We start from the raw sequence: 25,035 nt of genomic DNA on the forward strand, positions 1-25,035 counted from the left end.
ATGCTGCTGGGAAATTTACGTCATCCTCCCCGCGCCAAACCTTGTCATTCTCAGCGCGCTATACCTTGTCATCCTCCGCGAAGCTATACCTTGGCATCCTCCGCTAAGCTATACTTTGTCATCCTCCGCGAAGCTATACCTTGTCATCCTCCGCGCCGGCGGAGGACCTCCTCGGTACGAATATGGTGCAAAAAACAACGTAGTACCAGTTACGGTTGGAATGATCTAAACAACTGGGTAGGAGTTATATATCCAATATTCTTGCTCTTGAGGTCGATCGTATTGAAACCATCCGCGCTAATATTTGATGTGAATGAAACGCTACTGGATTTGAGCCATGCAAAACCGGCGATTGCGAAGCTTTTCAATGACGAAGAAGTTATGGTTCAACTGTGGTTTTCAACGTTGCTTCATCATTCACTTGTTGAATCCGCTATTGGCGAAAAGCACAATTTTACCCAAATCGGCGCGGCTGCCGCTAAAATTGTGGCGCATACTCAAGGGTTGTCATTGTCGTTGGATCACGCCAAATCAGTTATTAGCGATGCCATGACCACACTTCCCGCCTATGAAGATGCTGAAAAAGCCTTACGTTCATTAAGTCAGGCAAGGGTTAAATTAGTCGCATTGTCTAATTCGCCCACTGAAGGATTGTGCGAGCAATTGGAATATGCTGGTTTAGCCAAATATTTCGACGAGATACTTAGTGTGGAGAAAATAGGCCTGTTTAAACCCCACCCTCCGGTGTATCAATGGACATGCCAGAAAATAGGCGTCGCGGTTGAAGAGTGTATGATGGTAGCTGCCCATGGTTGGGATGTAGCAGGTGCGGCCAGTGCTGGGTTGCAGACCGCATTCGTTGCCCGTGAAGGAAAATGTCAATATCCATTGGCAGCAGAATCAACACTTAGAGTGAATTCGTTGGAAGAGCTCGTCGAGGCTATAGGCTAATTGTAGCCGTCACCAAGCTAAATTTTGCAGCATTGGAGAGCCTAAGCGCTAACCCGGTACAGTTCTAATAAATCGAGCAAAGTATACGGCCACTTTTTTGTGGTAGACAGCCATATTCATGTGAATTATTGTAAAGGCAGAACATAAAACTTAGTACCCTGAAGGTGATTAAATGAGCAGAATAATTGGAATAATTCTCATTGTCGTGGGTGTGGCCCTGGCTTGGTGGGGCTTCGATATTTATGACTCCGCCAGCTCTCAGTTTAGACGCGCTTTTGATGGTGAAACGCCTTGGGAAGCGTGGGCTGGTATGGTGGGGGGCGGTATTTGCTTTTTACTTGGATTATTCAAAGTTAAATAACAAACCATATTGATATCAGATCAGCGAAGAGATAAAGGCGGGTATCTAGTCAAGACGTTTTGGTGAAAAGTAAAGGATGCTAAGCCTTTCGAGGCAATGCTACGCAGAATAGATATCCGCCTCTATCTCACTTTGGGCGCGCTTTTTTACGCTTTTTAGCGGCACCAAATGCGCTCGATTAAAACCCACTAAACGTTTACACAATTGGCTTGTCAAAAGTGTAAAAGCTCACGCGCTGAGTGAGCAAACATCAGTGCGAATGGGTATTATCACCCCCTCGCTGCAGTAAGCTCGTCGTACATAGTCATTTTTCGCAGGCTTGAGCGCATGAGTTGAATGGTATGACAGGGTAGCACTTTGCTTACCTGCCACGCTGACTTATCATATATTTATGGGGGAATGTTCGTCATCTAGCCGATAACGTAGAGTGCAACGCGCTTTTATAAGCGTCATACGCTGGGATAGCGGATGTAATTATCGATGCAATTATAACAACTGCATATACCAGAATAATCTCCGTCTGCATCATGTTAGCGGACAAAAATAATCCATAGGTAGACGACAACCAATCACTCAACAGACTTATTGCAAGGCTAATTAAGCCTGTCGCGGCTAGCATGGCTAATACTACCAAGATGAGCGCTTCCAGTAGTACTAAGGTAAAGATTACGTGCGGTCCTGCCCCCAACACACGCAAAACCGCTATTTCATGCTGACGCTGCTGCATCGAAGCTAAAAGCATGGTAGATAAACCGAACAACGATGAAACAAGAATTAATACACTGATTACGCGAAGAAGGTTTTCGACTGTTGCCATGAGTTGCCATAATTCGTTTAATGCGACGCCCGGTAAGATTGCCATCAATTTGTCCGATTTATCATTGTTGACGTCGCGCTGAAGTTTGAATATGGCAAACTTTGATTTTAAGCCAAGCAGCACCGCTGTAACACTTTCAGGAGCGAGGTCGGCTGCTGCAGAGGGATTTTCGAGCAATTTCGTCTGTTGGGGATGGGGCAGGTGAATAGCCTCTATCGCCGTTAAACTTACGTGAACCGTTTTGTCGACAGGCGTACCTGTGGACTTAAGAATACCGCTTACAGTGAAAGGTGTGTCATCATGATGGGTAAAGCTGGTGGAGCCCGCACCGTGAGCTATTACAACCTCATCGCCTACCTGATAACCCAATTTTTTAGCGACATCTGCGCCGATCACCGTCTGGAATAAGCTCTGAAATGGCTGTCCTTTTTCAAAAGTTAGCGCTTGCTTATTGCCATACTTAAAGTGTGCGAAATAAGCTGCATTTGTTCCCATAACGCGAAAGCCCTGGTGGGAATCGCCCAGTGAAATGGGAATAGCCCAGCTGACCTGCTCATGATTTTTTAACCTTTCATAGCTTTGATAATAGATATTATTGGTGGGGCTTCCCATTCTAAAAACCGAATAGAGCAGCAGGTTCAGTTGTCCACTTGGGGCCCCCACGATTAGGTCTACGTCCGAGATGGTGCGGTTAAAGCTTTCTTTTGCCTGCAAACGAATATGCTCAACACTCAACAGTACACTTATGCTGATAAGTAACGAAAAGAAGGTTAGAACAACTGATTTCTTTCTACTTCTGAGGCTGTTCCAGGAAAGCGACATTAACATTATACGTCTTCCCTCTGTGAAAGCAGCTCTGACATCTCCACACTAACTGGAAAAAATTGCCGCAAGTACATGTCGTGACTAACAAAAACTAACGTGGCGCCGGCTGCTTCGCACACCTCTGTCAACACCCTCATAAAAGCGTCTTTGGCCGATGCATCAAGCGCCGAGGTGGGCTCATCAACTAATAACAATTCAGGTTTATTTATTAATGCACGTGCAATTGCAACCCGCTGTTGTTGTCCAATACTCAGTGCATTCGCCGCTGTATGAAGAATGTTAGCGGGTAATTTTAATTTTTGCACATAGTCAGCCGCGCGTTCTTCCACATTATTCAGGTGAGTAGAAGAAAAGTGATTAGCCAGTTGTATATTCTTCAGCACACTGAGGTAAGGTATAAGATTAAATTGCTGAAATACTACTCCAATATGATCTGCTCTAAATTTGTCCCGCTTATGGGCTTTCAATGTCGAGAAGGGTTGATTGAGAATGTGAATGTTTCCCTCATTCGGTGTCAAAACCCCCGCAAGCAGATTCAGTAGAGTGGTTTTTCCCGAGCCTGACTCCCCGTGTAAAAAGACCTGTTGACCCCGTTGCACGCGCCATTGCGCAATAAACAGACCTTTGTCGTCATCTGTGGTCTTATAACGGTGAAGCACATTGTTCACTTGAATCGCATTTTGATTTAACTGGTTAGGCGTTTCGGATGTCATCATTGCAACTATAAGGTAAATAAAACCGTGTTTATATAAAACGTCATTGACTCGTGATCATTATTTTATACTAATACATCGGGAAGTAATCTCCCTTTCTTAAGGGACTGGTATGATGTGCGTCTATAACAGTATCAATATACTTTGTTTTTTTGAATCATTGGGTAATGTTTTTGTTAGTTCGAACAGGGACACTAAAAACAGATAATTCAGCCGAAGGCGGATCCCATCGCCGTTATAATTAGCGCTGAGACATTGATAGATAGGCAATATACTTCTCTAGTTTAAATTTTTGAGAGAAGGTTAAATGGGTATTCTGTATTCGAGTGTTATGACAGCTAGTAGGCGAAAATATTGGACAAAATAATAAACGCTATTGCGCTGGCTATCGGATGCAACCTCATCATTTATCACTGCCATCACCTAACCTTGCCGGCGGGCATGGAAGGTTTAGCGAACATTACCAAATGCGCTAAGTCCAGTCTTATCCCGAACGATTCATTCACTGCATGATCGTTATGACTGGGGGCCAGACAAAGGATGGTCTGTTCTGAACCTGGTATGGAAAGCTCATACATTATGTTGGCTCCTCTGAAAGAGCGCCTGACCACGGTTGCAATTAAATTGCTGGCTTCGTCGTATTCCACATCATCGGGACGAATGAGCAATTCAATTTCCTGGCCGATGTGGAAGCCATTCAAACGAGAAGGATCAACCGCCACTTCTCCTAAACAACAAGAAAGATTTCCCCGCTCATTTACCCTACTGTTTAGAAACACCCCATTGCCCACGAAATCTGCCACAAACCGCGTAGCAGGCTTGTGATAAAGAGCATAAGCATCGTCCCACTGATGTAACTTTCCGTCATTGAGTACGCCGATGACATCAGCTATCGCAAATGCTTCATTTTGATCATGGGTGACTACCAGTGCGCTCGTATTTTCCCGCTTTAAAATTGTGCGAATATCTTTAGCTAACTCTTCTCGTAATTCTGCATCAAGGCTGGAAAATGGCTCATCCATGAGTAACAGTTCTGGTTTTGGCGCAAGGGCGCGCGCCAAGGCTATTCGTTGTTGCTGGCCGCCTGATAATTCGTGAGGGTATCGGTTTGAAGCATGCGATAAACCCACTAATTGTAACACTTCGTCGACGCGCGATTGACGATCCGCTTTTTTCCATTTATGCAGTCCGAACGCAATATTTTCTGTCACCGACATGTGGGGGAAGAGGGCAAAATCTTGAAAAACTACTGAGATATGCCGATGTTCGGGAGCGATGGTATGGTTTGGTTTACTCACCACTTCGTTTCGTAAAAATATTTTACCTTTGCCGATGGGTTCAAAACCGGCGAGCGCCCGTAAGATAGACGTTTTACCACAGCCTGATGGGCCCAACAGGCAACCAATTTCGCCTTGTTTTAACGCCAGCGTAACCCCGTCAACTGCTAAAAAATTTCCGTAGCGGATATCGATATTGTGCAAACTCAGCATGAATTAAGATTTTCCTTTTATCGTTTTATCAATTGCATGAGTGATCAAAACCACGGGGATTAATCCAACCAGTACAATGGCCAACGCAGGGGTGGCGGCATCAACCAGCCTTTCGTCAGATGCCAGTTCGAAACTTCTCACCGCCAGTGTATTGAAGTTGAAAGGTCGTAAGATCAGTGTGGCTGGAAGTTCTTTCAATACATCGACAAACACTAGTAACGCTGCACTCAACACACTCGTTTTTAACAGCGGCACATGAATTTGTTTAAGCACCCGCGCAGGCGAAGCGCCTAACGAGCGGGCAGCATTGTCCATACTTGGCGTAATGCGTGATAGTCCCGCTTCAATGTTGTGTGATGCAACGGAAAGAAAGCGAATACTATAAGCAAATAACAAGGCAAATAAGGTGCCGGAAAATATCAAGCCGACGCTGTTATTAAACCAATGCTCTGAAAGCATGTTCACAAGATTATCTGCCCAGCTTAACGGAACTAACACACCCACGGCGATAACTGTGCCGGGAATGGCATAGCCCAGCGAAACCGTTTGTCCCAGGGAATTATTTAATTTGTTGTTTTTTATGCGTCGGGTATACGCAAACAATAGGGATAAGATGACGATAATAAGGGCAGCGGCTAAGGCTAAGCAGAAAGAATTAAACACCAATGTAATAAATTGCGCGTCAACATTTTTGGTATAGGTTATCCCTGCCCAATACAATAATTGAAAAGTAGGAACGATAAACCCTAGCAAGGGGGCGACTAAACAAAGAACAAACGCGGAAAGGGCCCTTGTACCGGTAAGTTTTTTACGTTTTTGTAGATTATGATGTTGCCCCTGATGATAATATTTAATATGCCTGCGCGACCATTTCTCGAACAGGAGAACAATCAACACAAAGGTGCATAGCAAAGAGGATAGTTGCGCCGCTGCCAGACCATTCCCCAGACCGAACCACGTTCTGAATATTCCGGTAGTGAAGGTGGCTACTCCAAAATATTGAACGGTCCCATAATCTGCAAGGGCTTCCATCATCGCTAATGCTGTGCCGGTAAATAATGCTGGACGAGCCAGCGGTAGCGAAACCTGGGTGATGTACTTGAATTTACTGATCCCCATCATTTGACTAACTTGGAGAAGACTGGCTGGTTGTTCACTAAATGCGGTCCGCGCCAACATATATACATAAGGGTAGAGCACCAACGACATAATAATTATGGCACCCCATAAGGAGCGAATATCGGGAAAGTAATAGTCGCCATACCCCCAGCCAAAACTATCACGTAAAGTCGTCTGTATGGGGCCGCTAAAATCGAGCACGCCGGTATAGGTATAGGCAATTATGTAAGCTGGCATGGCTAGTGGCAATAAAGCGAACCAGTGAAGTAAAGTTCGCCCGGGGAAATCATAGCGGCTAATTATATAGGCAATAGTAGAGCCGATAAGCAGAGTACCAATTCCCACGCCACAGGCAAGCAGTAGCGAATTGATGACATAGTCTTGCAGAACTGTACTGAGCAAATGTTGCCAAAGCTCTGTTTGCGGCGCTATCCAACTGGCAAAGATCACCACAACAGGCAGGCTGAGTATTGCACCCAATATTAACAGTGCGCCCTGCAAAGGGTCGAGCAGGGCACGCACGGTTGAAGATATAGAGAGACTAAACTGCTGACTCAATTGGTTATAACTGCCCGTAATGGTTAGGTAGAGTGAAAAGTGAAACGGCTATTTCCAGCCCGCTTTATCCATTATTTTAACAGCTTCCGCATTAAGTTCACCTACGCGGTGTAATGGAATATCTTCAGCTTTGAAGGTGCCAAACTGCGTTAAGGTTTCACTCCATTCAACTCCATCTAAAACAGGATATTCATGATTAGTTTCGGCATACCAAGCCTGGGCCTCTTTTCTTACCATGTATTCAAGTAACTTTACAGCGTTACCTCGGTTAGGTGCACTTTTGGTTACAGCAGCGCCAGAAACATTGATATGTGCTCCACGGTCGCCTTGGTTTGGCCAGAATACGTTGACTTGTGAGGCAATTTTCTGCTCAGCAGTGTCAGCGCTATCGAGCATCCCCGCCAGGTAGTAAGTATTGGCAATAGCAATATCGCACTGGCCAGAAACAACCGCTTTAATCTGGTCACGATCACCACCTTTTGGCGGGCGAGCAAAATTTTTCACAAACTTTTTGGCCCAGTCTAACGTCTCGGCGTGTCCTTTTTGCTGCAGCATCGCGGCGACCATGGACTGATTATAAATATTGGAGGAAGAGCGAATACAGATACGACCTTTCCAGTCGGCATCGGTCAATGCTTCCATGCTGGAGAGATTCGCCACATCAACTCGCTCGGGAGCGTACATAATTGGGCGTGCTCGCATTGTTAATGAAAACCAGTGGCCGTCATCATCACGAAGCGTAGCCGGTATTGCTTCTGCTAATACACTGGAATCAACCGCTTGGGTTAAGTCTTGTTCTTTTGCCCTTACTAAACGGCCAACATCTGTCGTGATCAATATGTCTGCAGGACTATATTTACCTTCACTATTCAGGCGACTGATCAAGGCGTCCGCCGTGCCAGTTACTAAATTAACTTCAATACCAGTTTCAGCAGCAAATTTATCCAGAAGAGGTTTAATTAAGGCTTCTTTTCTGGCTGAATAGACATTCACTTCTTCTGCGTTAACAGAACCCATAAACGACAAAGTGGAGGCTAGCGAAATGAGGCCGATTGCTAACGCTCTGGATAGATGACAGTTTTTAAGTAAATGCATAGTAGATATCGAATCCTTCGTTTGTAGAAGTTGTGATGGGGTAAGTGTATTCTTATTGATAATTATTCTCAATAGCAGATTTGCCGTCCTGATGGCATTTTGTGGCGTTAAATTTCAATAAAAGCTTTCGAGTGTTAAAAATACTGCTACTGCGTCAAGTTGTTCCACGTCAGACTGTATAATCCGTCTAATCGATATTGATATCTCTGGGTCACCTACTCACCCGATAAGACACCTACTGTAAAGCAAATATTGACCTTATTCTTGTTACATTATAACATTCCTCGATATTGATATAGTATAACATTGCGGTATATAGGCCTATGTTCAGAATTTCTAGAAAAGCACTACTCTTGAGCGTCTTTTTCCCAGTAAGTGTGGTGGCACAATCTATTGAAGGGGTTGTGGTTAATCCGAATGGCAATAAGGTAGCCAATGCTACTGTCAAAGTAGAAGGCACGGATCTAAAAACGATAACTGATCAAAACGGCCGTTTTACCTTTTCACAGGTTTCTTCTGGACTACAGGAGTTGCACATTACTGCTGCCGGCTTTGCTCACCATCACGCGGACATCTCAATAGGTGAAAATGAAGTTAAACAACTCACCTTTACACTGGAGCGTTCACCAATTGAAGTTATCGATGTAGTGGCGACTCCTGTTCATATGTCTGTAATGGAATCGGCGTCTCCTGTAAGTGTTCTGGGTGGGGACTCACTTCGCCGACACCAATCGTCTTCACTGGGTGACACCCTTGAGGATGTCGCCGGTGTGCATACTAGCTTTCATGCAAATGTTGCCAGTACCCCCATTATTCGTGGATTGAGTGGGCCACGGGTAACGATTGCTCAAAATGGGTTAGATGTAGGTGACGTATCAAGAGTAGGACCCGATCATTCGGTGGCATCAGAAGCATCAACAGCTCAACAAATTGAAGTGTTACGCGGTCCTGCGACACTCTTCTATGGGAGTGGCGCCATCGGTGGGGTCGTCAACGTAGTAGACGGCCGTGTGCCAATTGACAAAACTACACGAGGTGAATGGCTGGTTGAAGGTGAATCGGTAAATGATAAAAAGTTGGCTGCATTTAATGTCACTTCCGGTGTGAATGCTTTCGCGTTTTATGCCGATGGCTATTGGCGAGAATCAGATGACTATGAGACGCCTGTTCCCCCCCAACGCGGACATGAGCGGCATGGGACAGAAGATTATGTTGTAGAAAATAGTCACGAGCAGTCAGACGGATTGACGCTGGGATCAAGTTACCTTTTCGATAAAGGTTATGTCGGCGTGGCAGTGGAGCAGTTTAATCGAGAATACGGTATTCCTGGCCATACCGACGAACATGCTGAAGACCATGTCGCAGAGGAGAGTGTACTGGCCGATTTGACCCAGACTCGTAGTCAGATTTTAGGAGAGTTTGAGGTGGATGGAAATTGGATAAAACGTATTAATTTACGGGGGGGATTCACGGATTATGAACATGCAGAAATTGAAAATGGTGCTGTGGGAACGGTGTTTGAAAGCACTACTCAGGAATTAAAAGTTGATTTGATGCATGATCAGTTTGCTGAATGGAATGGCGGGGTCAGCTTACATGTAAAAAACAGTGATATCGCTGCCAAAGGTGATGAAGCATTTACGCCGGCATCTACTCATAAAATGCTCGCATTAGCAATAATGGAAGAACGCCATTTAGGAAAGTTTTTGCTACAACTAGGCGGTAGAATCGAACGGGTTTCCCTTGAAGCGGACAAGGTGACGATACCCGAGATTGAATTTCACGGACACCGAGAAAGTGAAACTAAGCATGGTGAGGAAGAGCTGCACGTCGCTCGTACTTTTTCTGTCGAAGAAGATTTTATTCCAGTAACGCTTTCCGCAGGATTAGTCTGGGATTTCACCGCTGGCTATAATGTAGGTTTATCCGTTTCACGGTCAGAGCGCGCTCCTTCTGCCGCTGAGTTGTTGTCATTTGGACCGCATATAGGTTCAGGTAGCTATGAAATTGGTGCGTTATATCAACTACATGAAGAAGATGAAATTCATGTGGAAGTGGCGAATGACAATATCGAACTTGAAGTTGCCAACAATATCGACCTGACTTTGCGGAAAAAGCAAGGCAATGTGGGCTTTGTATTCAATGCTTTTTATAACCACGTCAACAATTATTACTATCAATTAAACACCGGATTATTTGCTGAAGTTGCGCATGGCGAAGATGAAGAGCATGAGGATGATGTTCACGCAGACGACCTCCCGGTTTATATTTATAAAACTGACGATGTTATTCTGCATGGTTTTGAAGCCCAGGTTGCGTGGCAGGCGACAGAAATGTTTAAAGCCACTGTCTTCTCTGACTATGTTCGCGCGCGTTTACAAGGAGGAGGTGATCTCCCGCGTACACCTCCTCTTCGATTTGGCTCACAATTTAGTTTTGAAAAACAACATTTCGCCGCGCATTTAGATATAACGCACTATCAGCAACAAGATAAGATCGCGGCGCAAGAGACGATAACCGACGGTTACACAATGGTAGATGCCAGTGTCTCATACAACTTATCATTTAATGAGCAAGATATGGTTGTATATCTAAAAGGAAGTAATCTGACTGATACTGAAGCGAGGGTTCACACTTCGTTCTTAAAAGATGAAGCTCCGCGCCCAGGCCGCAGTATTGCTTTGGGTGTTCGTGGTTATTTTTAATGTGAGCTAAATGAAAAATGGGCTTAAGGTCGTCCCTGAAGCAGCGGTAAGAAGTGTTTTGTCGCAAAGGGACGACCTGGTGGATTTTTTATTGTCTGTTATCCTATATTTTGTACGAAAACCGAATAACCTCAGATATATACTTTCTAAGCGCTCACGGTTGTTTGAACGCAGGTAAGTAGTTATAGGCGCAAACCGTTAGCATGATACTCATTACGATCATCTCTCCTCCTTCTTCGATTAATGCAAACATACCAAGCCCCCAGGGCGCTGCAGCATGCATAAGGTCGACCCCAACCCCGAAAAATCCAATTGCCGCTACTAGCATTATCATCCTATGTGACATTCTTTTTTCGGCAGCGCTAGCATAGTAGTAGGAGTAGCTTAGTAACACGAAGATTGGTGTTACCCACAAGAACACTGCTAAGGGCTGCGCAATATCGCGTGGGGCCAAATTGAAAACTGATTTTATCTCGAAAGCGGCAGCAAACACTTCTCCAGTTTTTTCGTGCAGTTGAAGGGAATCGTCGAGCAATAAGAATAGAAATAATACGGACCAGGCAAGCAATATTAACATTCGATGTTTTACCGCCGCCCACAGAAAAATCACCGCTATCGAGCCCTCTTTAACGTACTGGTAGACTTCAGCAAATCCCCCGTCCGTGGTTAAAAGAAACTGAGTATGGGCGATGAACTTCAACTTTTGTAAAATGTGCATCAATACGAATACCATATCACCTGCCACTATTATCAATAGAAGTAAAAGAAACGTTCTGGCTGCAGTTAATTCGTGAAAAGTCATAATATCCCTTTATGTTGATGAGGCAGTAATGTCATAACTATCTGGTAAGATCACTACGGCTGGGGAAAAGCTTACTATCTCGAGCGTGGTAAACATAGCAAAATGGTCCCTGAACTGACTAATCTTTAGCGAAATCCACTAAATTTAGTGAAATCTCCTAATAGGAAATGCCTGTAAGCATCTGAAAGAACTTGAAAAAATATTTTGGTACGATGTGTGTTTAGAGAGTAATCTAATATACTAACTACACTTAAATTTTGCGGAGGTTATGATGGATGAGGGAATGATTTTTGTTTTGGTGATTCTGTTTGCATTTGTACTACCCATTGTTTTCATAGGTATGTGGACAGGGCATAAGAAAGATATGGCAAAAATGAATATAGAATTAGGCAAATCGGAAAAGCAAAACATGCTCAACGAATTTTCGGCTATTAAAAAGCGGCTTGAAGTGCTAGAAGCAATCGTTACAGATAAAAAATATCAACTGAACGAAGAATTTAATAGTTTAAACCAAAACGACTCCCACATTAATTAGCTCATTACCTCTTCTCACAGAGAAACCGCTTGGTTTCTCTGTGTGCGAACCTCTTCCGAGAGCACATTATCCTAGCTCAAAATTCTGGTTAAAAATTAGACAAATATATTTTTTCTACTATTTTTTTTCATAGGAATGTATTCACACATTCTGATAAAAGGAGATAGAAAAAATGATGAAAAATTTAATTAGAGGAGTTGTTTTTTGTTTTGTGAGTTTATTGGCACTGCAAAACACATATGCCGATGACCATGAGCCCCCCTTCATAGGCGGTGAATACTGGGAAGTAACAGGGATCAAAACGGCTGATGGCGGGCGATTAAAATATGGAAAGTGGTTAGCTACCGAATGGAAAAAAAACATGGAGTTTGCTAAATCAGAAGGCTGGATAACTCGCTATGAGGTATTAGCGAATATACATGCCAGACACAATGAGCCTGATCTTTATCTAGCCGTTATGTTCAAAAATATGGGCACAGTGGAAGAAGATGAGCAACGCCGCAAGAAGTACATGGAGTGGGTGAAAAAGGGATTGGATTCGATGGAAAAAGAAAGCGGTGATAGAGCAGAGTATCGAACAGTAATGAGTACTGTCTTATTGCAAGAAATGAAATTCCGAAACAAATAGCCCAAAGGTTGGCAATTGTAGTAATTTTGTGTTGTCACGAATAATTAATATCATCAGTTTTACATGATTGGTCGATCACAGTAGAGCTACTGTTAAGCCACTTCTGGCGCAGGTCTTGGGAAGGAAGTGGCTTTTCATTGTATGAAATTGGTTAGTGGGAAATTCCGTTATTCGATCTATTCAGTTTCCCGTCATTTTTCACCAGTCTTTCGTCATCATTAACTAGTCTTTCGTTGTCATTAACCAGTCTATCGTAATTATTCAGCAGTTTTTTTCGTCATCCTCCTCCCAATCTTTCGTCATCCTCTGCCAGTTTTTCGTCATCCTCCGCGAATCTTTCGTCAACCCCCACGAATCTTTCGTCAACCCCCACGAATCTTTCGTCAACCTCCACCAGTCTTTCGTCATCCTCCACCAGTCTTTCGTCATCCTCCGCGAAGGCGGAGGAACTCCTTCGCACCTAGTAGGTGTTCAGCAACAATCTTTCCTGTTGTTGACAACACGTTCTTAGGTCTCCCACCTTTGTGGGAGTGACAAGGTAAGTTTTTGAGTCTCCCACCTTCGTGGGAGTGACGAAGTAAGTTTTTGAGCCTCCCACCTTCGTGGGAGAGACGAGGTTTTCTCGAATTCCTCTTTCATGGGAATTAAATCGGGTGTGCAGGTCGATAATCACCACTGACCCGGTAACTGTCATCAGCCGGCAGTCTTCTGTCATCATTCACCAGTCTTTCGTCATCCTCCACCAGTCTTTCGTCATCCTCCGCGAAGGCGGAGGAACTCTTTCGCACCTAACAGGTGTTCAGCAACCGTCTTTCCTGTTGGTGACAACACGTTCTTAAGTCTCCCACCTTGGTGGGAGTGACGCGGTAAGTTTTTTGGGAGTGACGATGTAGAACCCGTGGGAGTGATGGAGTATCTGCGTAGTCAACTTTCGCTTAGGACTCTGGGTGAAATTGAGCTCTCGTAACTAACGCGAAACGAGGTTTGTCCAAAAACATTGCAGCTGATTATTTTGAAGTGAGTTATATGGCAGCAGCTAATTCAGCCCCTTGCCTGATGGCTCGTTTTGCATCAAGTTCTGCTGCTACGTCCGCGCCCCCAATAATGTGCACCTTCTGACCTGATTGTTCTAACCCATGCTGTAATTCGCGCAGAGGAACCTGGCCTGCGCATATAATGATATTGTCTACTTTCAGTACCCTAGGTTCTTCACCAACAACAATATGCAAACCTTCGTCATCTACTTTCTGGTACGTGACCTTGTTAATTTTTGTCACATTATGGTTTTTGAGCGACGCGCGATGGATCCAGCCGGTGGTTTTACCTAAACCCGCCCCCACCTTGGTTCCTTTACGTTGCAGTAAAAATACTTCGCGCTGAGTACGTTCGATTTGCGGTGGCATAATGGCACCAGCTCGTGCATAGGTTTTATCTATACCCCAATGTTTTAACCACTTATCGGGATGGACGGTCAGGTGTTCGTCCTCGACCAGGTATTCGGCCACGTCAAAGCCGATGCCACCAGCGCCGATGATGGCAACCTTTTGTCCTACAGGTTTTTTGTCTCTTAATACGTCGAGATACGACAACACTTTTGGATGATCAATGCCTGGAAAATCCAGTTCTCTTGGTTTTATGCCTGTGGCTAATATCACTTCATCAAACTGTTGAGCGACAATAGAATCAACCGTCATCGGTTTATTCAGATGTAATTTCACATCTAGTAGTTCGATTTGCTTTTGGTAATATCTTAACGTCTCGTAAAATTCTTCTTTGCCTGGGATTTGCTTGGCGTAATTGAATTGGCCGCCAATTTCATTCGCTTTGTCAAACAGATGTACTTCATGTCCACGTTCTGCAGCATAAGTGGCGAACGCCAAGCCAGCCGGACCTGCTCCAATAACGCCTAACTTCTTAGGTGAATCGGTAGCTGGAAAATTCAATTCTGTTTCGTAGCATGCGCGAGGGTTCACTAAACAGCTCGCACGCTTACGCTGAAAGACATGATCCAGACAAGCTTGATTACAGGCAATACAGGTATTAATTCTGTCGGCTTGATTCTTCATCACCTTGGCCACAAAATGAGAATCTGCTAAAAAAGGTCTCGCCATCGAAACCATGTCCGCTTCACCTTTTGCCAAAATGTTTTCTGCCACTTCAGGCGTATTGATACGGTTCGTCGTGATAAGCGGTATCGAGACCTCTTTCTTCATACGCCCCGTTATCCAGGTGAAAGCGGCGCGGGGGACGGACGTTGAAATGGTGGGAATACGTGCTTCATGCCACCCAATTCCCGTATTAATGAGCGTCGCTCCAGCGTTTTCAATTTCTTTGGCTAAGTAAACAACTTCTTCCCACTCGGCGCCTCCTTCAACCAAATCCAACATAGATAAGCGATAAATGATAATAAAATCAGTGCCCACTGCTTCACGTGTCTGACGCACCGTTTCGACGGCTAACCTGGCGCGATTTTCTAGACTTCCACCCCATTCGTCGTCCCGCTTATTGGTACGTTGGCAAAAAAATTGGTTGATGAGATAGCCTTCTGACCCCATTATCTCTACACCATCATAGCCCGCTTTTTGAGCGAGTTGGGCAGATTTCGCATAATCTTTAATGGTGCGCCTGATCCCACGTCTAGACAGCGCCCGGGGTTTAAATGGGGTAATCGGCGATTTAATTGGCGAAGCCGAAACAGCGAACGGGTGATAACCGTATCGTCCCGTGTGTAGCAATTGCATACAAATTTTGCCACCTTCAGCATGCACTGCTGCGGTGACCACTTTGTGCTTTTTAGCATGCCGATAACTGCTCATCCGACCGCCAAATGGCGCAACCCAACCTTCTATGTTTGGGCTGATACCACCGGTAACAATTAACCCAACCCCTCCACGAGCCCGCTCTGCGTAAAATGCGGCGAGTTTTTCAAAGCCATTTTTTTCTTCTTCTAAACCAACATGCATAGACCCCATCAAAGTGCGATTTCGTAATTGTGTAAACCCGAGATCAAGGGGCTTTAGCAAGTTAGGGTAGGCAGTTTGAGTCATATGCGGTAGTGTTCTTAAAGGTAAAGTGGTCCAATGACGAGTCTAGCTGATAATAAACTGAATTGCTGCAACTGATACATCATAATAAAGGTAGCAGCATGCACTCGCTAATTTCCAACTTTACACCATCAATCAACAATCGATACGGTTTGCTCAAAATTTCCTCGACAGTGGGCCACTCTTTCTTTATATTGCGCGCCTGACTCCTGCTCGGAGTACCGTCTTTTCTCATTTTTTATCTGGAAGTCCTGTTTTGATCACCACCGCCAATATTACAATGCAGTTTGGCTCTAAGCCGCTTTTCGAAAATATATCCGCTAAATTTGGTAACGGTAATCGTTACGGATTAATTGGTGCGAATGGGTGTGGAAAATCCACATTTATGAAAATACTCAGCGGGGCGTTAATACCAACGTCGGGAAATGTTTCCTATGCGCCTGGCACTAAGTTGGGCATACTCAGCCAGGATCAGTTCGCCTACGAAGAGATGAGTGTGGTCGATGCGGTCATCCTGGGCGATAGGGAACTGTGGGAAGTTAAACGCGAACGTGACGAGATTTATAGTAAAGCTGACATGACTGAAGATGAAGGCATGCGCGTCGCTGATCTGGAAACACAGTTTGCGGAAATGGATGGCTATACCGCAGAAGCCCGGGCCGGGGATATTTTAAGTGCTGCCGGCATTGAAGAATCTTATCATTTTGGCCTAATGAAAGAAGTAGCGCCAGGACGCAAAGTACGGGTACTACTGGCACAGGCACTGTTTGCAAATCCGGATATCTTATTGCTGGATGAGCCTACCAACAACCTGGATATCTACACCATTAACTGGCTGGCAGAAGAGCTTAATAAACGCAAATCTACCATGATCATTATTTCCCACGATCGTCATTTTTTAAACTCTGTATGTACCCATATGGCAGACATCGATTATGGTGAATTACGCATTTATCCAGGCAACTACGAGGCTTTCACACAAGCGGCCGCACTGGTACAGGAACAGTTGCATCATGAAAACGCCAAAAAATCTGCCGAAATACAGGAACTACAAGGCTTCGTAGCGCGCTTCTCAGCAAATGCTTCGAAAGCTAAACAGGCTACTTCACGCGCTAAACGCCTTGAAAAAATAGAGTTAGCTGAAGTCAAGGCATCCAGTCGCCGTAAGCCGTTTATTCAGTTTAAACAACATAAAAAGCTACACAGATTGGCGATTACATTAGAAGCTCTGGGTCATGGTTATACAGACCAGGCATTATTTAGCGAGGTAGATTTGCTATTAGAGGCCGGCTCACGCCTTGCTATTATCGGGGAGAATGGCGCTGGAAAAACTACCTTCCTTAAATGTCTGCTCAGCGATGTAGAGGCCAACGAAGGTACAGTCAAGTGGGCTGAAAATGCAGCGATAGGCTACATCCCTCAGGACAGTAGCAAAGACTTTAACTGCGATCTCACCCTTTTTGAATGGATGTCGCAATGGCGAGGCCCCCAACATGATGATTTGCAGGTTAAAGGAATGCTTGGCCGTTTACTTTTCGGCTCAGACGACTTTAATAAAAAAGTAAAGGTATGTTCAGGGGGAGAAAAAAACCGCCTGCTTTTTGGTAAACTGATGTTACAGGATATCAATGTATTGGTGATGGATGAACCCACCAATCATTTAGATATGGAATCCATTGAGGCATTGAACCAAGCATTACTTAAATTCGATGGAACGGTTATTTTTGTCAGTCACGACCGTACATTCGTGTCTTCTCTGGCTACCCAGGTAATTGAAATTAGCAATCAAAGAATTAATAACTTTGAAGGCTCATACAACGAATTTATTGCCCATCGGGCCGCTTAAAAATTGTTGAAGTTGACCATAGGGAAAACCGTGGCGGCAATGCTATAGTAAAGAATCAATGGATAGATGGAAAAGCGAAGCGTGTCGGATATTGCAAACTTGTTAAGTAAGCTAACGCACAATAAACAGGTATATGTGGGTTACCCCACCTCTACTGATTTTGATAACCAACATAGTTTCGAATTACTCAATCATCATCTAAACAACATTGGCGACCCATTTAATCGGCCGACGTGTTTTGGTACTTTTGCGCACGAAAGAGCGGTAGTAGAGTTTTTTATGCAGCTGTATCACACCAGTGTAGAAAACGCCTGGGGTTATGTGGCTGGTTGTAGCACTGAAGCCATCCTGTATGCTTGCTGGCGCTATAGGGAAGAGGCCAGCAACAAGGTAATACTGTTATCGTCAGAGTATGCGCACTACTGTAACGCAAAAATAGCGAACATATTAGGGATCCGACATCAGATTATCCCATCACATCCCAATGGCAGCATTCAGATCGATGCATTAAGTGAAGTAATATCCGCTGCTCCTGAGTATAGCTATATTTTGGTGGCGACAATGGGGTCGACAATCACTTCCTCGTATGACGATGTAGCCGCCGCTAAATCGGCATTTTTGACGGCCGATGTGGAGTATTTTATTCATTTAGATGGTGCGTTTGACGGTGCATTTCTTCCGCTGGTCGAAAAGTATCGGTTAGGAGAATATTTTACTTCAGTCAATGTGAGTGGACATAAATTTTTGGGTGCACCTATGCCTTCCGGCATATTATTGATTGATAAGCAATTTGTTTCGGGTGAATACATTCAGTATATCAATAATGACGATATCACCATCGGCGGCAGCAGAAATGGCTTAACCCCAGTCCTCATCTACAACACGATCAAAGCGTTAAACTCGCAAGCAGGGATGAAGGAGAAGTACCTGGCTTGTTTAAAAAAAGCGGAAGCGTTTTTGCTAACTCTTCAGCAGCATTCCATTAATTGCTGGAAAAATGAAAAGGCCATTACCATCGTTTTAGAAGATTTGCCCGCCCCAGTGTCTCAAAAATGGCATTTCCCACAGTATCGCAATCGTTCTACTTTAACTTGCTTGCCCAAATTTACTCCACAAATGTTAAACGAATTTATCACCGATGCACTAAATCCAGACGCTATCGATATGGCCCGAGCGAAGCAATTTGATTATCAGGTAGAATCTCTATAGCCTAGCGAGCGCTTTTTGAAGTAAAGTAGCTTCGCCGTATTATAGAAGACATCTTTTTCTATAACCTCATCAGCTAAATATTCTCTAAGTGTATTAAACCAACTGTCATAATGGTTGGGGTGAGATACCGGGTAATTTGAACCATAACAAAGTTGAGAAACAGCAATGGTTTCGAAAATTACATCGAGAGTCGATGTAACTCGTTCACCCTTATTCAACATGTCGAAACCCGTAAGTTTTAAGAACCAATTAGACTGGTGAGAAATTGCCTTTACCAGGCTTAACCAATCCCTTTGATTTTTAGTACAAGAAATTACTGGCAAGCCCATATGTTCAATCGCCATGGTAACAGATGAGGCACTGATAGCATCAAGTACCTTAAAAAATTGCCCGGGATACATCTGGGCCTCGAAGATCATATTACAAGCTGCGAGCAACTCTAACTTTTGGCTTAAATCCTTGGGGATTTCACTTTGAAACGGGCTGTAACCAAATCGTGTAGACGATGCCATAATCTGTCGTACCCCTACAATATCTGGTTGCGCAGATAGCAATGACAATTCGTGCGCAAACTGGTCCATTGGAAGGTTAAAATCAATGAAGGCAATCAGTTTGATGTTGCTCTGGGGAAATTGACTTTTTAACCAGTTAAGTTCACATGAAGAGGAATGAGTTTCACCATGTGCTTCAATATGAACATAGCCGTTTGCACTAAAATGCTGTGGTGTGACATAACCAGGCAGGGCTGTTTCTTCCACCCATTCGTTGAATCCATTTCTGACATCCCAAAAATGAATATGTGAATCAATAAATTTCAATGCCTTCAAGCTGACGTAACCAAAGCGGTAAAATGTTGAAATTCCACCTCGGGAGTTTTTATCTTATCAAATTGCTGTTTAGTCAGTTTGCATGTGTCATGGGGTATATCTATCATTCTAACTCCACATTGCAGGGTGTTTACCAACACTTTGCAGCAATTTTCTATGTGGTAGTGGCTGTAAATAGCATCCTCCACACTACAACCCGTGGTGATAACACCATGATTGCGCGCAAACAATATTTTTTTATCGCCCAAATCGTTGGCGATGGCGGCGCCTTCATTCTCAAGGGCTAAACCATTGAACTGATGATAGGCTATATCGTCATAAAAACGCAGGCTGTGTTGAGTGGTAAACTGGAACCCAGCTGCCAACGATGAAACGATAGTAGGGTACATGCTATGGGTATGAATGATGCAGTGAATATCGTGTCTAATTTTATAGGTTGCCAGATGAATATTGGCGGCTTGCTTCAAAACCGCGTGGCCATTATCACTAAGTATATTACCCTCTAAGTTCACCAGGACCAGGTTTCTTGCGGTGACGTTGTTAAAAGCCGTATCTTTAGGCGTGATAAGTACGGTATCGGTATCGGGTATTCTGGCAGAGACATGCGTAGCCACTAGCTCATCCCATCCAAAATGTGCAATAACATGGTGCGTTATAGCTAATTTATGTCGAATTTCTTTTTCATTGGGGTGCATGGGAGGTCCAGATAATATAGTTATTCCGGTTATTTAGCTGTGTAACCGCCGTCAACAGGGACTAAAGAACCTGTCATGAAACTAGACGCATCACTTAATAAAAATATGACTACTGCTGCCACTTCCACTGGCGAAGCGATCCTACCTATGGGAAGCTCAGCCGCTTCAGCTTGCTCGATTTCAGAGAGCGGTTTATTCGATTTTTCGGCATAACGTGCTATCGCTTGTTGGTATAAAGGGGTATCCGTGGTGCTGGGACAGACAGTATTCACCCGAATATTGCGACTAGCTAAATCCAAAGCCAGCGATTTAGTCATTTGAGCGATGGCGCCCTTGGTCAATCCATAGGCAAAACTATTGGACTTGCCGATAAAGCATTGGTCAGAACCATTCAAAACGATGGACGCGGGGTTATTAAGGTTATGCTCAAGTGTTTTCAATAGAGCGATATGTGACAGTAAGTTAGTATTAATTATGTTTTCAATTTCATCTAAATCTTGCGAGAAGATAGAACCACTGCGGTGGATCCCGACATTTAAGAAAACTCCGTCATATTTACCCGTTAACGCAACATTTGTCGCTAACGTCCGATAGTTTGCCATATCCGCTTTGATAAATGATTCACCAGCAAGAGATGTTTCGGGTGCTTTAATGTCAATATTAATGACCTTGCTGTTTTGCTTTAGCAGTGCCTTAATGACCTCTCTGCCGATGCCGGTGGAACCACCAGAAACGATATAGTTTTTCATCTAATTTACCTTTTCAGACCACAAGTGAACCATAATAAAATGTTTTACAAAACATTGTTTAACGACACTCCAATGCCCATGCGAGTTTGTTTATGATTGTAATCAATTAAACTTTCCCCATAACCGGTGAAGCCTGTGGCAAAACCGCGTAACTTGCCCCATAAGGGGAAGGTCAATCCTACTTCCATAGCCCCGTTGTGGGTGCGTTGATTTTGACGAGTACGAATACTGAATTCAAGATCCTGCCACCGATAAACCATGCTCAACTCAAAATGACCTAAATAGTCTTCAATGTCTGGGTTATCATCACCATCTGTGTCCAGGGGCGAGGCTTTCGCTTCCTCAACTAAACGCTGCCAGGGTTTAAAAGATAGTGCTAAGTTTTCTTTCTCAAATAAAAAATGGCTGTACACTCTATTCCAGCTACGCGACAGAAGCTGTCCCCTCCCATTCGACTGGTGCTCTACCCCCACCACAAAACCAGTATTGCCGCCGACGAAACGCCAGGGGAGGGGAGCGATATAGAATAATTCGGGCTGGTAATTGGTTTCCCGAAAGGGTTTTGAAATATTACTTGAATAGGTTTGCCACCAAGCCTCTAAAGTAAAGCCTAAATACAGCCCATCGCCGTCAATAAACATCGAGCCCGTATTCAGTGGCACCTTCAAACTTAATTGAAATTTCGTTTCTATATCTTCCAAATTGCCTTCGTATCCTTCTAATGTTCGATAGGCTTGTCGATTAATTTCATCGGATATCCAGGCTGGTAAAATGTAATTCATTTTGTGCGGAGTGATGACATAGGGGTCGAATTCAGTTTTTCGCTCGCTCACTATGCGACGAGAGATTCCACCCAATAGTACATCGGTATCCTGTGCACTTTCTACTTGCTCAGAATCTGTGTGAGATGGAGGAATGGTACCGCATATAGCTCTTAGTTCAGCCAGAGTTAAGTCACCTTTACCTGACTGGTAAAGGTCAAGAACACACCTTTGTTCAAAATTACTATCTGCGAGCACATTCGCCGTAATAAGGGAGAATATTAAACAGCAAATGATATATTTCGTCATGAGAATAGGCTGGCCAATAACATAATAAGCTGAATCGTTTTTATCATGGTGCGAACACGTTGTTTATCGTAATAGAAGTTAAATAGAATAATAAATGATTATCATAACCCGATTAAAACATCCTCATTCAGCCACAATTTTTAAATTAGAAAGCATAACAACGCGTGGCGTCTCGATTCTGTCTATTTTGCTGAGTGTTCGACCAGGTTATCTTCATTGGTATAATAGTCTCGGGGCTCTATAGATTGTTTTAAACGATATCTCGCCTTAATTTTCTCGATCTGATCTTTTTCAGCAATGAGAAATTGATTGAATTTTTCAATCAGCTCCGGATAAGCAAAGGTGGACAGAGAAAATTGAACTGCGCTGAAAGGAAGCTCAGGATCGAGAACTAAATGGATGTTATCTGGGGTTATAGAAGTAAGGTATGCCGCTACATTATACTCCACATCGGCCCCGTCGGCGCGGCCTCTCGCTACTGCACGTAATGCACCCATGGCGTCGTAAGTTTCTATCGTCTCAATACCATTTTGCGTTATTAATTCGTGCCACTTTACTGGTGTAAAGCCGAGAGGGAAAGCCAGCCGTGAAAATTGACGCAATTTTTGGCCTACTTTTTCTTTTTTAACTAAGGTGCCGTAAATGCCAAGTGCCAGTCCCTGACTAAACACTTTATTTCGACCCGGTTGTTCATCCTTGGGTTGCCATCTTGGGTTATCAGGATACGCGAAATCGATAGTGCCTTTACCCAATTCCAACTGAAGACGTTTTGGAGGTAAAGGAATATACGCAAAGGAGACATTATGCTGTCGGGAAAATTGTTCTAATATATGCCAGGCGATGCCCTTATCGCCGCTTCTAGAAAGGTCATAGTGTGGGTAGTAGTCTAATTGCTGGATACCTACAAGATAGGTGTTTGAATACACATTATTAGACATCAACCAAAGCAGTGAGGCAGCGATGAATTTACAAAAGAGTAAATTAGTAAACCTTACGCTCATCACCGTTCGCTTCTACTTAAAAAAACTTTACATTTAGCCATTTTAACCGCTTCACGAGATTTATCTTTATTCATATTAGTTGCCAAATACTAAGCAATGTGAAGTACTTGAACACAGTTGCGATATAGCGTAATTATTAACCATAGCAATAAAACTCAAAAGGAAATGGAAATGTACGCTCTCAATCGCAATATTCTGCAAACAATAATATTGACCGTTCTGGTAAGTATAACACCTGCTATTGCCGACACACAGCAAAAGGCAGCAATTCAAAAGTTCGACAAGTTAGATGGTGAGTGGAGAGGTAAGTCATGGAGAATGACAAAAGACGGTGAAAAAATTGAGTTTATTCAAACAGAACGCGTTGGTAGCTTCCTCGGTGGTGATATTAAAATGATAGAAGGTCGGGGGTATTCGCTTGAAGGGGACCTTAATTTTAATGCTTTAGGTATTATTTCTTATGACCCGAACAATCACGCCTATAATTTCCGCACCTATGCGATGGGGCGAAGTGGTGACTACCCCATGCAAGTGACAGATGATGGATTCAAGTGGGAGATAAAAACACCGTCCGCCACCATTCTCTATACAGCAACGATCAAAGAGGATACATGGCACGAAATCGGACAGCGAATTGTTGAAAACCAACCCCCCTTTACGTTCATTGAATTAAATTTGAAACGAATCGGGGAGCCCAGTTGGCCAGCAGATGGATTCGTGACAATAGAGTAAAAGCGCCCGCAGGGCGGGCGATATTTCGGTTAGCCAGCTTTCCGATTAACTACGTCGCCACGGTCCGGACTATCTATTTGCGTGGCTTTGTCGTGCAAATTATCAATTTCGTCATGTAACGACTGCATGTCAATGACATGGCGGAAGTCATTGTCATTGCCTTTCGCCAAGGTCTCCATTACATCGTTTATATCCTGCATTTTGACCATTTTTATATCGGGTGAAATATCATGCTCAGCACAAATATCCAGTACTTCCTGGGTTTCTTTAATTCCCCCAATTAACGAACCTGCGATACTGACGCGATTCATAATGAGAGGAGCGGGTACCACATTTTCAAAATTGATGAGATTACCGACGATCACAATCGTACCATCGGGCTTCATTAAATTGACGTAGGGATTTATATCGTGGGGGACTGGAATAGTGTTTATTAATACATCGATGCTTTGCGCCGCAGCCTTCATGTCGTCGTCATTTTCTGATATCACTACTTTATCCGCGCCCATCTTAAGAAGCTTATCTTTTTTACCCTCACTGCGCGTCAAAGCCACCACTTTCGCCCCTAACGCCTTACCCAGTTTAATGGCCATATGGCCCAAGCCGCCTACACCAGCGACACCCAATGTAGTATTTTCATTGACATCCCAATGTTTCATCGGTGAATAAACGGTTATCCCCGCACACATGACAGGGCCAACGTATTTAGGATCGTAGTTGTGGGGAACGGTGATGCCAAACTCTTCGCGTACAACCATATGTGAAGAGTAACCGCCGTAGGTGTTTTGATCTTTCCTTTTAACTGGTCCATTGTAGGTACCTGTAAAACCAATCGGACCCTGACAGTAGTTTTCGACTCCATCATCACATTTTTCACAATCCAGGCAGCTATTAACCATGCAGCCGACGCCAATAAGGTCGCCCTTTTTAAAGCGGGTTACGCCGTCACCCACCTCAGTGACTTCTCCTACTACCTCATGACCGGGTATGCAAGGATATTTGGTGTTACTCCAGTCATTTCTCACTTGATGCAAATCGGAGTGACAAACGCCACAATATGTTACCTTGAATGCTACCTCACCTGGTCTGGGATCTTTTCGATCAAATACGACAGGGGTTAACTCTTTATCGGCATCCTGTGCGCCAAAACCGAATACTTTCATTTCCATTCTCCTTTTACTTTCCACCGCAAATGGCGGTGGAATTTGTGAGGGTTTTTGATAATAAATAATTTATTGTTCACGTTGCCTACGTGCCTCTGCA

The 25,035-nt window shown here is 43.9% G+C and carries 22 protein-coding genes; 8 read left to right on the forward strand and 14 right to left on the reverse strand.

The features are described 5' to 3' along the window. Positions 1–282 precede the first annotated feature (282 nt). Together OPS25_RS01610 and OPS25_RS01615 are read left to right on the forward strand one after the other, a co-directional pair. A complete protein-coding gene (locus OPS25_RS01610) occupies positions 283–951 on the forward strand; it encodes a haloacid dehalogenase type II (protein ID WP_265615901.1) in 669 nt (222 codons plus the stop codon). A gap of 172 nt (positions 952–1,123) precedes the next feature. Further along, complete coding sequence (locus OPS25_RS01615; RefSeq protein ID WP_265615902.1) at positions 1,124–1,312, forward strand: DUF3185 family protein; 189 nt, start codon at positions 1,124–1,126, stop codon at positions 1,310–1,312. Positions 1,313–1,718: 406 nt separating this feature from the next. Here OPS25_RS01615 and OPS25_RS01620 read toward each other — a convergent pair whose 3' ends face one another. From OPS25_RS01620 to OPS25_RS01640, 5 genes are all read right to left on the reverse strand, one after another. Continuing rightward, the gene (locus OPS25_RS01620; protein WP_265615903.1) at positions 1,719–2,957 is read right to left on the reverse strand and encodes an ABC transporter permease; all 1,239 of its coding nucleotides are present in this window, start codon (positions 2,955–2,957) and stop codon (positions 1,719–1,721) included. Next, positions 2,957–3,670: an ABC transporter ATP-binding protein gene (locus OPS25_RS01625; protein WP_265615904.1), complete on the reverse strand. Its 714-nt coding sequence runs from the start codon at positions 3,668–3,670 to the stop codon at positions 2,957–2,959. Before OPS25_RS01625 ends, OPS25_RS01620 begins: the two co-directional genes overlap by 1 nt. A 416-nt stretch (positions 3,671–4,086) precedes the next feature. Further along, positions 4,087–5,157, reverse strand: coding sequence for an ABC transporter ATP-binding protein (locus tag OPS25_RS01630; protein ID WP_265615905.1), 1,071 nt, complete (start codon positions 5,155–5,157; stop codon positions 4,087–4,089). A gap of 3 nt (positions 5,158–5,160) precedes the next feature. Next, positions 5,161–6,798: an ABC transporter permease gene (locus OPS25_RS01635; protein ID WP_265616136.1), complete on the reverse strand. Its 1,638-nt coding sequence runs from the start codon at positions 6,796–6,798 to the stop codon at positions 5,161–5,163. A gap of 84 nt (positions 6,799–6,882) precedes the next feature. Next, entirely contained in the window at positions 6,883–7,929 is a 1,047-nt protein-coding gene (locus tag OPS25_RS01640) for a Fe(3+) ABC transporter substrate-binding protein (RefSeq protein ID WP_407080204.1), read from the reverse strand. A 323-nt stretch (positions 7,930–8,252) separates the two neighbouring features. Here OPS25_RS01640 and OPS25_RS01645 point away from each other — a divergent pair, with 323 nt between their 5' ends. Further along, positions 8,253–10,634: a TonB-dependent receptor gene (locus tag OPS25_RS01645; protein ID WP_265615906.1), complete on the forward strand. Its 2,382-nt coding sequence runs from the start codon at positions 8,253–8,255 to the stop codon at positions 10,632–10,634. A gap of 154 nt (positions 10,635–10,788) precedes the next feature. On the opposite strand, the gene OPS25_RS01650 is transcribed toward OPS25_RS01645, so the two are convergent. Beyond that, complete coding sequence (locus tag OPS25_RS01650) at positions 10,789–11,436, reverse strand: hypothetical protein (RefSeq protein WP_265615907.1); 648 nt, start codon at positions 11,434–11,436, stop codon at positions 10,789–10,791. 268 nt (positions 11,437–11,704) lie between these two features. Between OPS25_RS01650 and OPS25_RS01655 the strand changes: the two genes are divergently transcribed. Together OPS25_RS01655 and OPS25_RS01660 are read left to right on the forward strand one after the other, a co-directional pair. Further along, complete coding sequence (locus OPS25_RS01655; RefSeq protein WP_265615908.1) at positions 11,705–11,971, forward strand: hypothetical protein; 267 nt, start codon at positions 11,705–11,707, stop codon at positions 11,969–11,971. A 172-nt stretch (positions 11,972–12,143) separates the two neighbouring features. Next, positions 12,144–12,599 (forward strand): hypothetical protein, encoded by a 456-nt coding sequence (locus tag OPS25_RS01660; RefSeq protein ID WP_265615909.1) that lies wholly within the window; start codon positions 12,144–12,146, stop codon positions 12,597–12,599. A 277-nt stretch (positions 12,600–12,876) separates the two neighbouring features. On the opposite strand, the gene OPS25_RS01665 is transcribed toward OPS25_RS01660, so the two are convergent. Both OPS25_RS01665 and OPS25_RS01670 read right to left on the reverse strand, forming a co-directional pair. Continuing rightward, on the reverse strand, positions 12,877–13,059 hold the full coding sequence (locus tag OPS25_RS01665; RefSeq protein WP_265615910.1) for a hypothetical protein: 183 nt from the start codon (positions 13,057–13,059) through the stop codon (positions 12,877–12,879). Between the two features lie 562 nt (positions 13,060–13,621). Continuing rightward, on the reverse strand, positions 13,622–15,646 hold the full coding sequence (locus OPS25_RS01670; protein WP_265615911.1) for an NADPH-dependent 2,4-dienoyl-CoA reductase: 2,025 nt from the start codon (positions 15,644–15,646) through the stop codon (positions 13,622–13,624). Between the two features lie 253 nt (positions 15,647–15,899). Here OPS25_RS01670 and OPS25_RS01675 point away from each other — a divergent pair, with 253 nt between their 5' ends. Then, positions 15,900–17,489, forward strand: coding sequence for an ABC-F family ATPase (locus OPS25_RS01675; protein ID WP_265615912.1), 1,590 nt, complete (start codon positions 15,900–15,902; stop codon positions 17,487–17,489). A 66-nt stretch (positions 17,490–17,555) separates the two neighbouring features. After that, positions 17,556–18,698 (forward strand): histidine decarboxylase, encoded by a 1,143-nt coding sequence (locus tag OPS25_RS01680; protein ID WP_265615913.1) that lies wholly within the window; start codon positions 17,556–17,558, stop codon positions 18,696–18,698. On the opposite strand, the gene OPS25_RS01685 is transcribed toward OPS25_RS01680, so the two are convergent. From OPS25_RS01685 to OPS25_RS01705, 5 genes are all read right to left on the reverse strand, one after another. After that, positions 18,680–19,525: an amidohydrolase family protein gene (locus OPS25_RS01685; RefSeq protein WP_265615914.1), complete on the reverse strand. Its 846-nt coding sequence runs from the start codon at positions 19,523–19,525 to the stop codon at positions 18,680–18,682. The genes OPS25_RS01680 and OPS25_RS01685 overlap by 19 nt on opposite strands. After that, positions 19,522–20,220, reverse strand: coding sequence for a class II aldolase/adducin family protein (locus OPS25_RS01690; RefSeq protein ID WP_265615915.1), 699 nt, complete (start codon positions 20,218–20,220; stop codon positions 19,522–19,524). The genes OPS25_RS01685 and OPS25_RS01690 overlap by 4 nt, the downstream gene beginning before the upstream one ends. Positions 20,221–20,249: 29 nt before the next feature. Next, the gene (locus tag OPS25_RS01695; RefSeq protein ID WP_265615916.1) at positions 20,250–20,969 is read right to left on the reverse strand and encodes an SDR family NAD(P)-dependent oxidoreductase; all 720 of its coding nucleotides are present in this window, start codon (positions 20,967–20,969) and stop codon (positions 20,250–20,252) included. A 44-nt stretch (positions 20,970–21,013) separates the two neighbouring features. Beyond that, positions 21,014–22,039, reverse strand: a complete 1,026-nt coding sequence (locus tag OPS25_RS01700; RefSeq protein ID WP_265615917.1) for a phospholipase A — start codon at positions 22,037–22,039, stop codon at positions 21,014–21,016. A 182-nt stretch (positions 22,040–22,221) separates the two neighbouring features. Beyond that, positions 22,222–23,040 (reverse strand): type 2 periplasmic-binding domain-containing protein, encoded by an 819-nt coding sequence (locus OPS25_RS01705; RefSeq protein ID WP_265615918.1) that lies wholly within the window; start codon positions 23,038–23,040, stop codon positions 22,222–22,224. A 171-nt stretch (positions 23,041–23,211) separates the two neighbouring features. Here OPS25_RS01705 and OPS25_RS01710 point away from each other — a divergent pair, with 171 nt between their 5' ends. Further along, entirely contained in the window at positions 23,212–23,772 is a 561-nt protein-coding gene (locus tag OPS25_RS01710; RefSeq protein WP_265615919.1) for a hypothetical protein, read from the forward strand. 29 nt (positions 23,773–23,801) lie between these two features. Here the strand turns inward: OPS25_RS01710 and OPS25_RS01715 are convergent, their stop codons facing one another. Further along, entirely contained in the window at positions 23,802–24,935 is a 1,134-nt protein-coding gene (locus OPS25_RS01715; RefSeq protein ID WP_320411943.1) for an NAD(P)-dependent alcohol dehydrogenase, read from the reverse strand. Between the last annotated feature and the right edge of the window lie 100 nt (positions 24,936–25,035).

Origin of the sequence: Alteromonas aquimaris (genome assembly GCF_026183695.1) — a bacterium.
Lineage (GTDB): Bacteria > Pseudomonadota > Gammaproteobacteria > Enterobacterales > Alteromonadaceae > Alteromonas > Alteromonas aquimaris.

Bases quoted from the DNA above. Each gene is read 5' to 3' on its own strand.
- OPS25_RS01615 (WP_265615902.1), top strand. From the start codon at position 1,124: ATGAGCAGAATAATTGGAATAATTCTCATTGTCGTGGGTGTGGCCCTG.
- OPS25_RS01620 (WP_265615903.1), bottom strand. From the start codon at position 2,957: ATGTTAATGTCGCTTTCCTGGAACAGCCTCAGAAGTAGAAAGAAATCA.
- OPS25_RS01625 (WP_265615904.1), bottom strand. From the start codon at position 3,670: ATGATGACATCCGAAACGCCTAACCAGTTAAATCAAAATGCGATTCAA.
- OPS25_RS01630 (WP_265615905.1), bottom strand. From the start codon at position 5,157: ATGCTGAGTTTGCACAATATCGATATCCGCTACGGAAATTTTTTAGCA.
- OPS25_RS01640 (WP_407080204.1), bottom strand. From the start codon at position 7,929: ATGCATTTACTTAAAAACTGTCATCTATCCAGAGCGTTAGCAATCGGC.
- OPS25_RS01645 (WP_265615906.1), top strand. From the start codon at position 8,253: ATGTTCAGAATTTCTAGAAAAGCACTACTCTTGAGCGTCTTTTTCCCA.
- OPS25_RS01650 (WP_265615907.1), bottom strand. From the start codon at position 11,436: ATGACTTTTCACGAATTAACTGCAGCCAGAACGTTTCTTTTACTTCTA.
- OPS25_RS01655 (WP_265615908.1), top strand. From the start codon at position 11,705: ATGATGGATGAGGGAATGATTTTTGTTTTGGTGATTCTGTTTGCATTT.
- OPS25_RS01660 (WP_265615909.1), top strand. From the start codon at position 12,144: ATGATGAAAAATTTAATTAGAGGAGTTGTTTTTTGTTTTGTGAGTTTA.
- OPS25_RS01670 (WP_265615911.1), bottom strand. From the start codon at position 15,646: ATGACTCAAACTGCCTACCCTAACTTGCTAAAGCCCCTTGATCTCGGG.
- OPS25_RS01680 (WP_265615913.1), top strand. From the start codon at position 17,556: ATGGAAAAGCGAAGCGTGTCGGATATTGCAAACTTGTTAAGTAAGCTA.
- OPS25_RS01690 (WP_265615915.1), bottom strand. From the start codon at position 20,220: ATGCACCCCAATGAAAAAGAAATTCGACATAAATTAGCTATAACGCAC.
- OPS25_RS01695 (WP_265615916.1), bottom strand. From the start codon at position 20,969: ATGAAAAACTATATCGTTTCTGGTGGTTCCACCGGCATCGGCAGAGAG.
- OPS25_RS01700 (WP_265615917.1), bottom strand. From the start codon at position 22,039: ATGACGAAATATATCATTTGCTGTTTAATATTCTCCCTTATTACGGCG.
- OPS25_RS01705 (WP_265615918.1), bottom strand. From the start codon at position 23,040: ATGAGCGTAAGGTTTACTAATTTACTCTTTTGTAAATTCATCGCTGCC.
- OPS25_RS01710 (WP_265615919.1), top strand. From the start codon at position 23,212: ATGTACGCTCTCAATCGCAATATTCTGCAAACAATAATATTGACCGTT.
- OPS25_RS01715 (WP_320411943.1), bottom strand. From the start codon at position 24,935: ATGAAAGTATTCGGTTTTGGCGCACAGGATGCCGATAAAGAGTTAACC.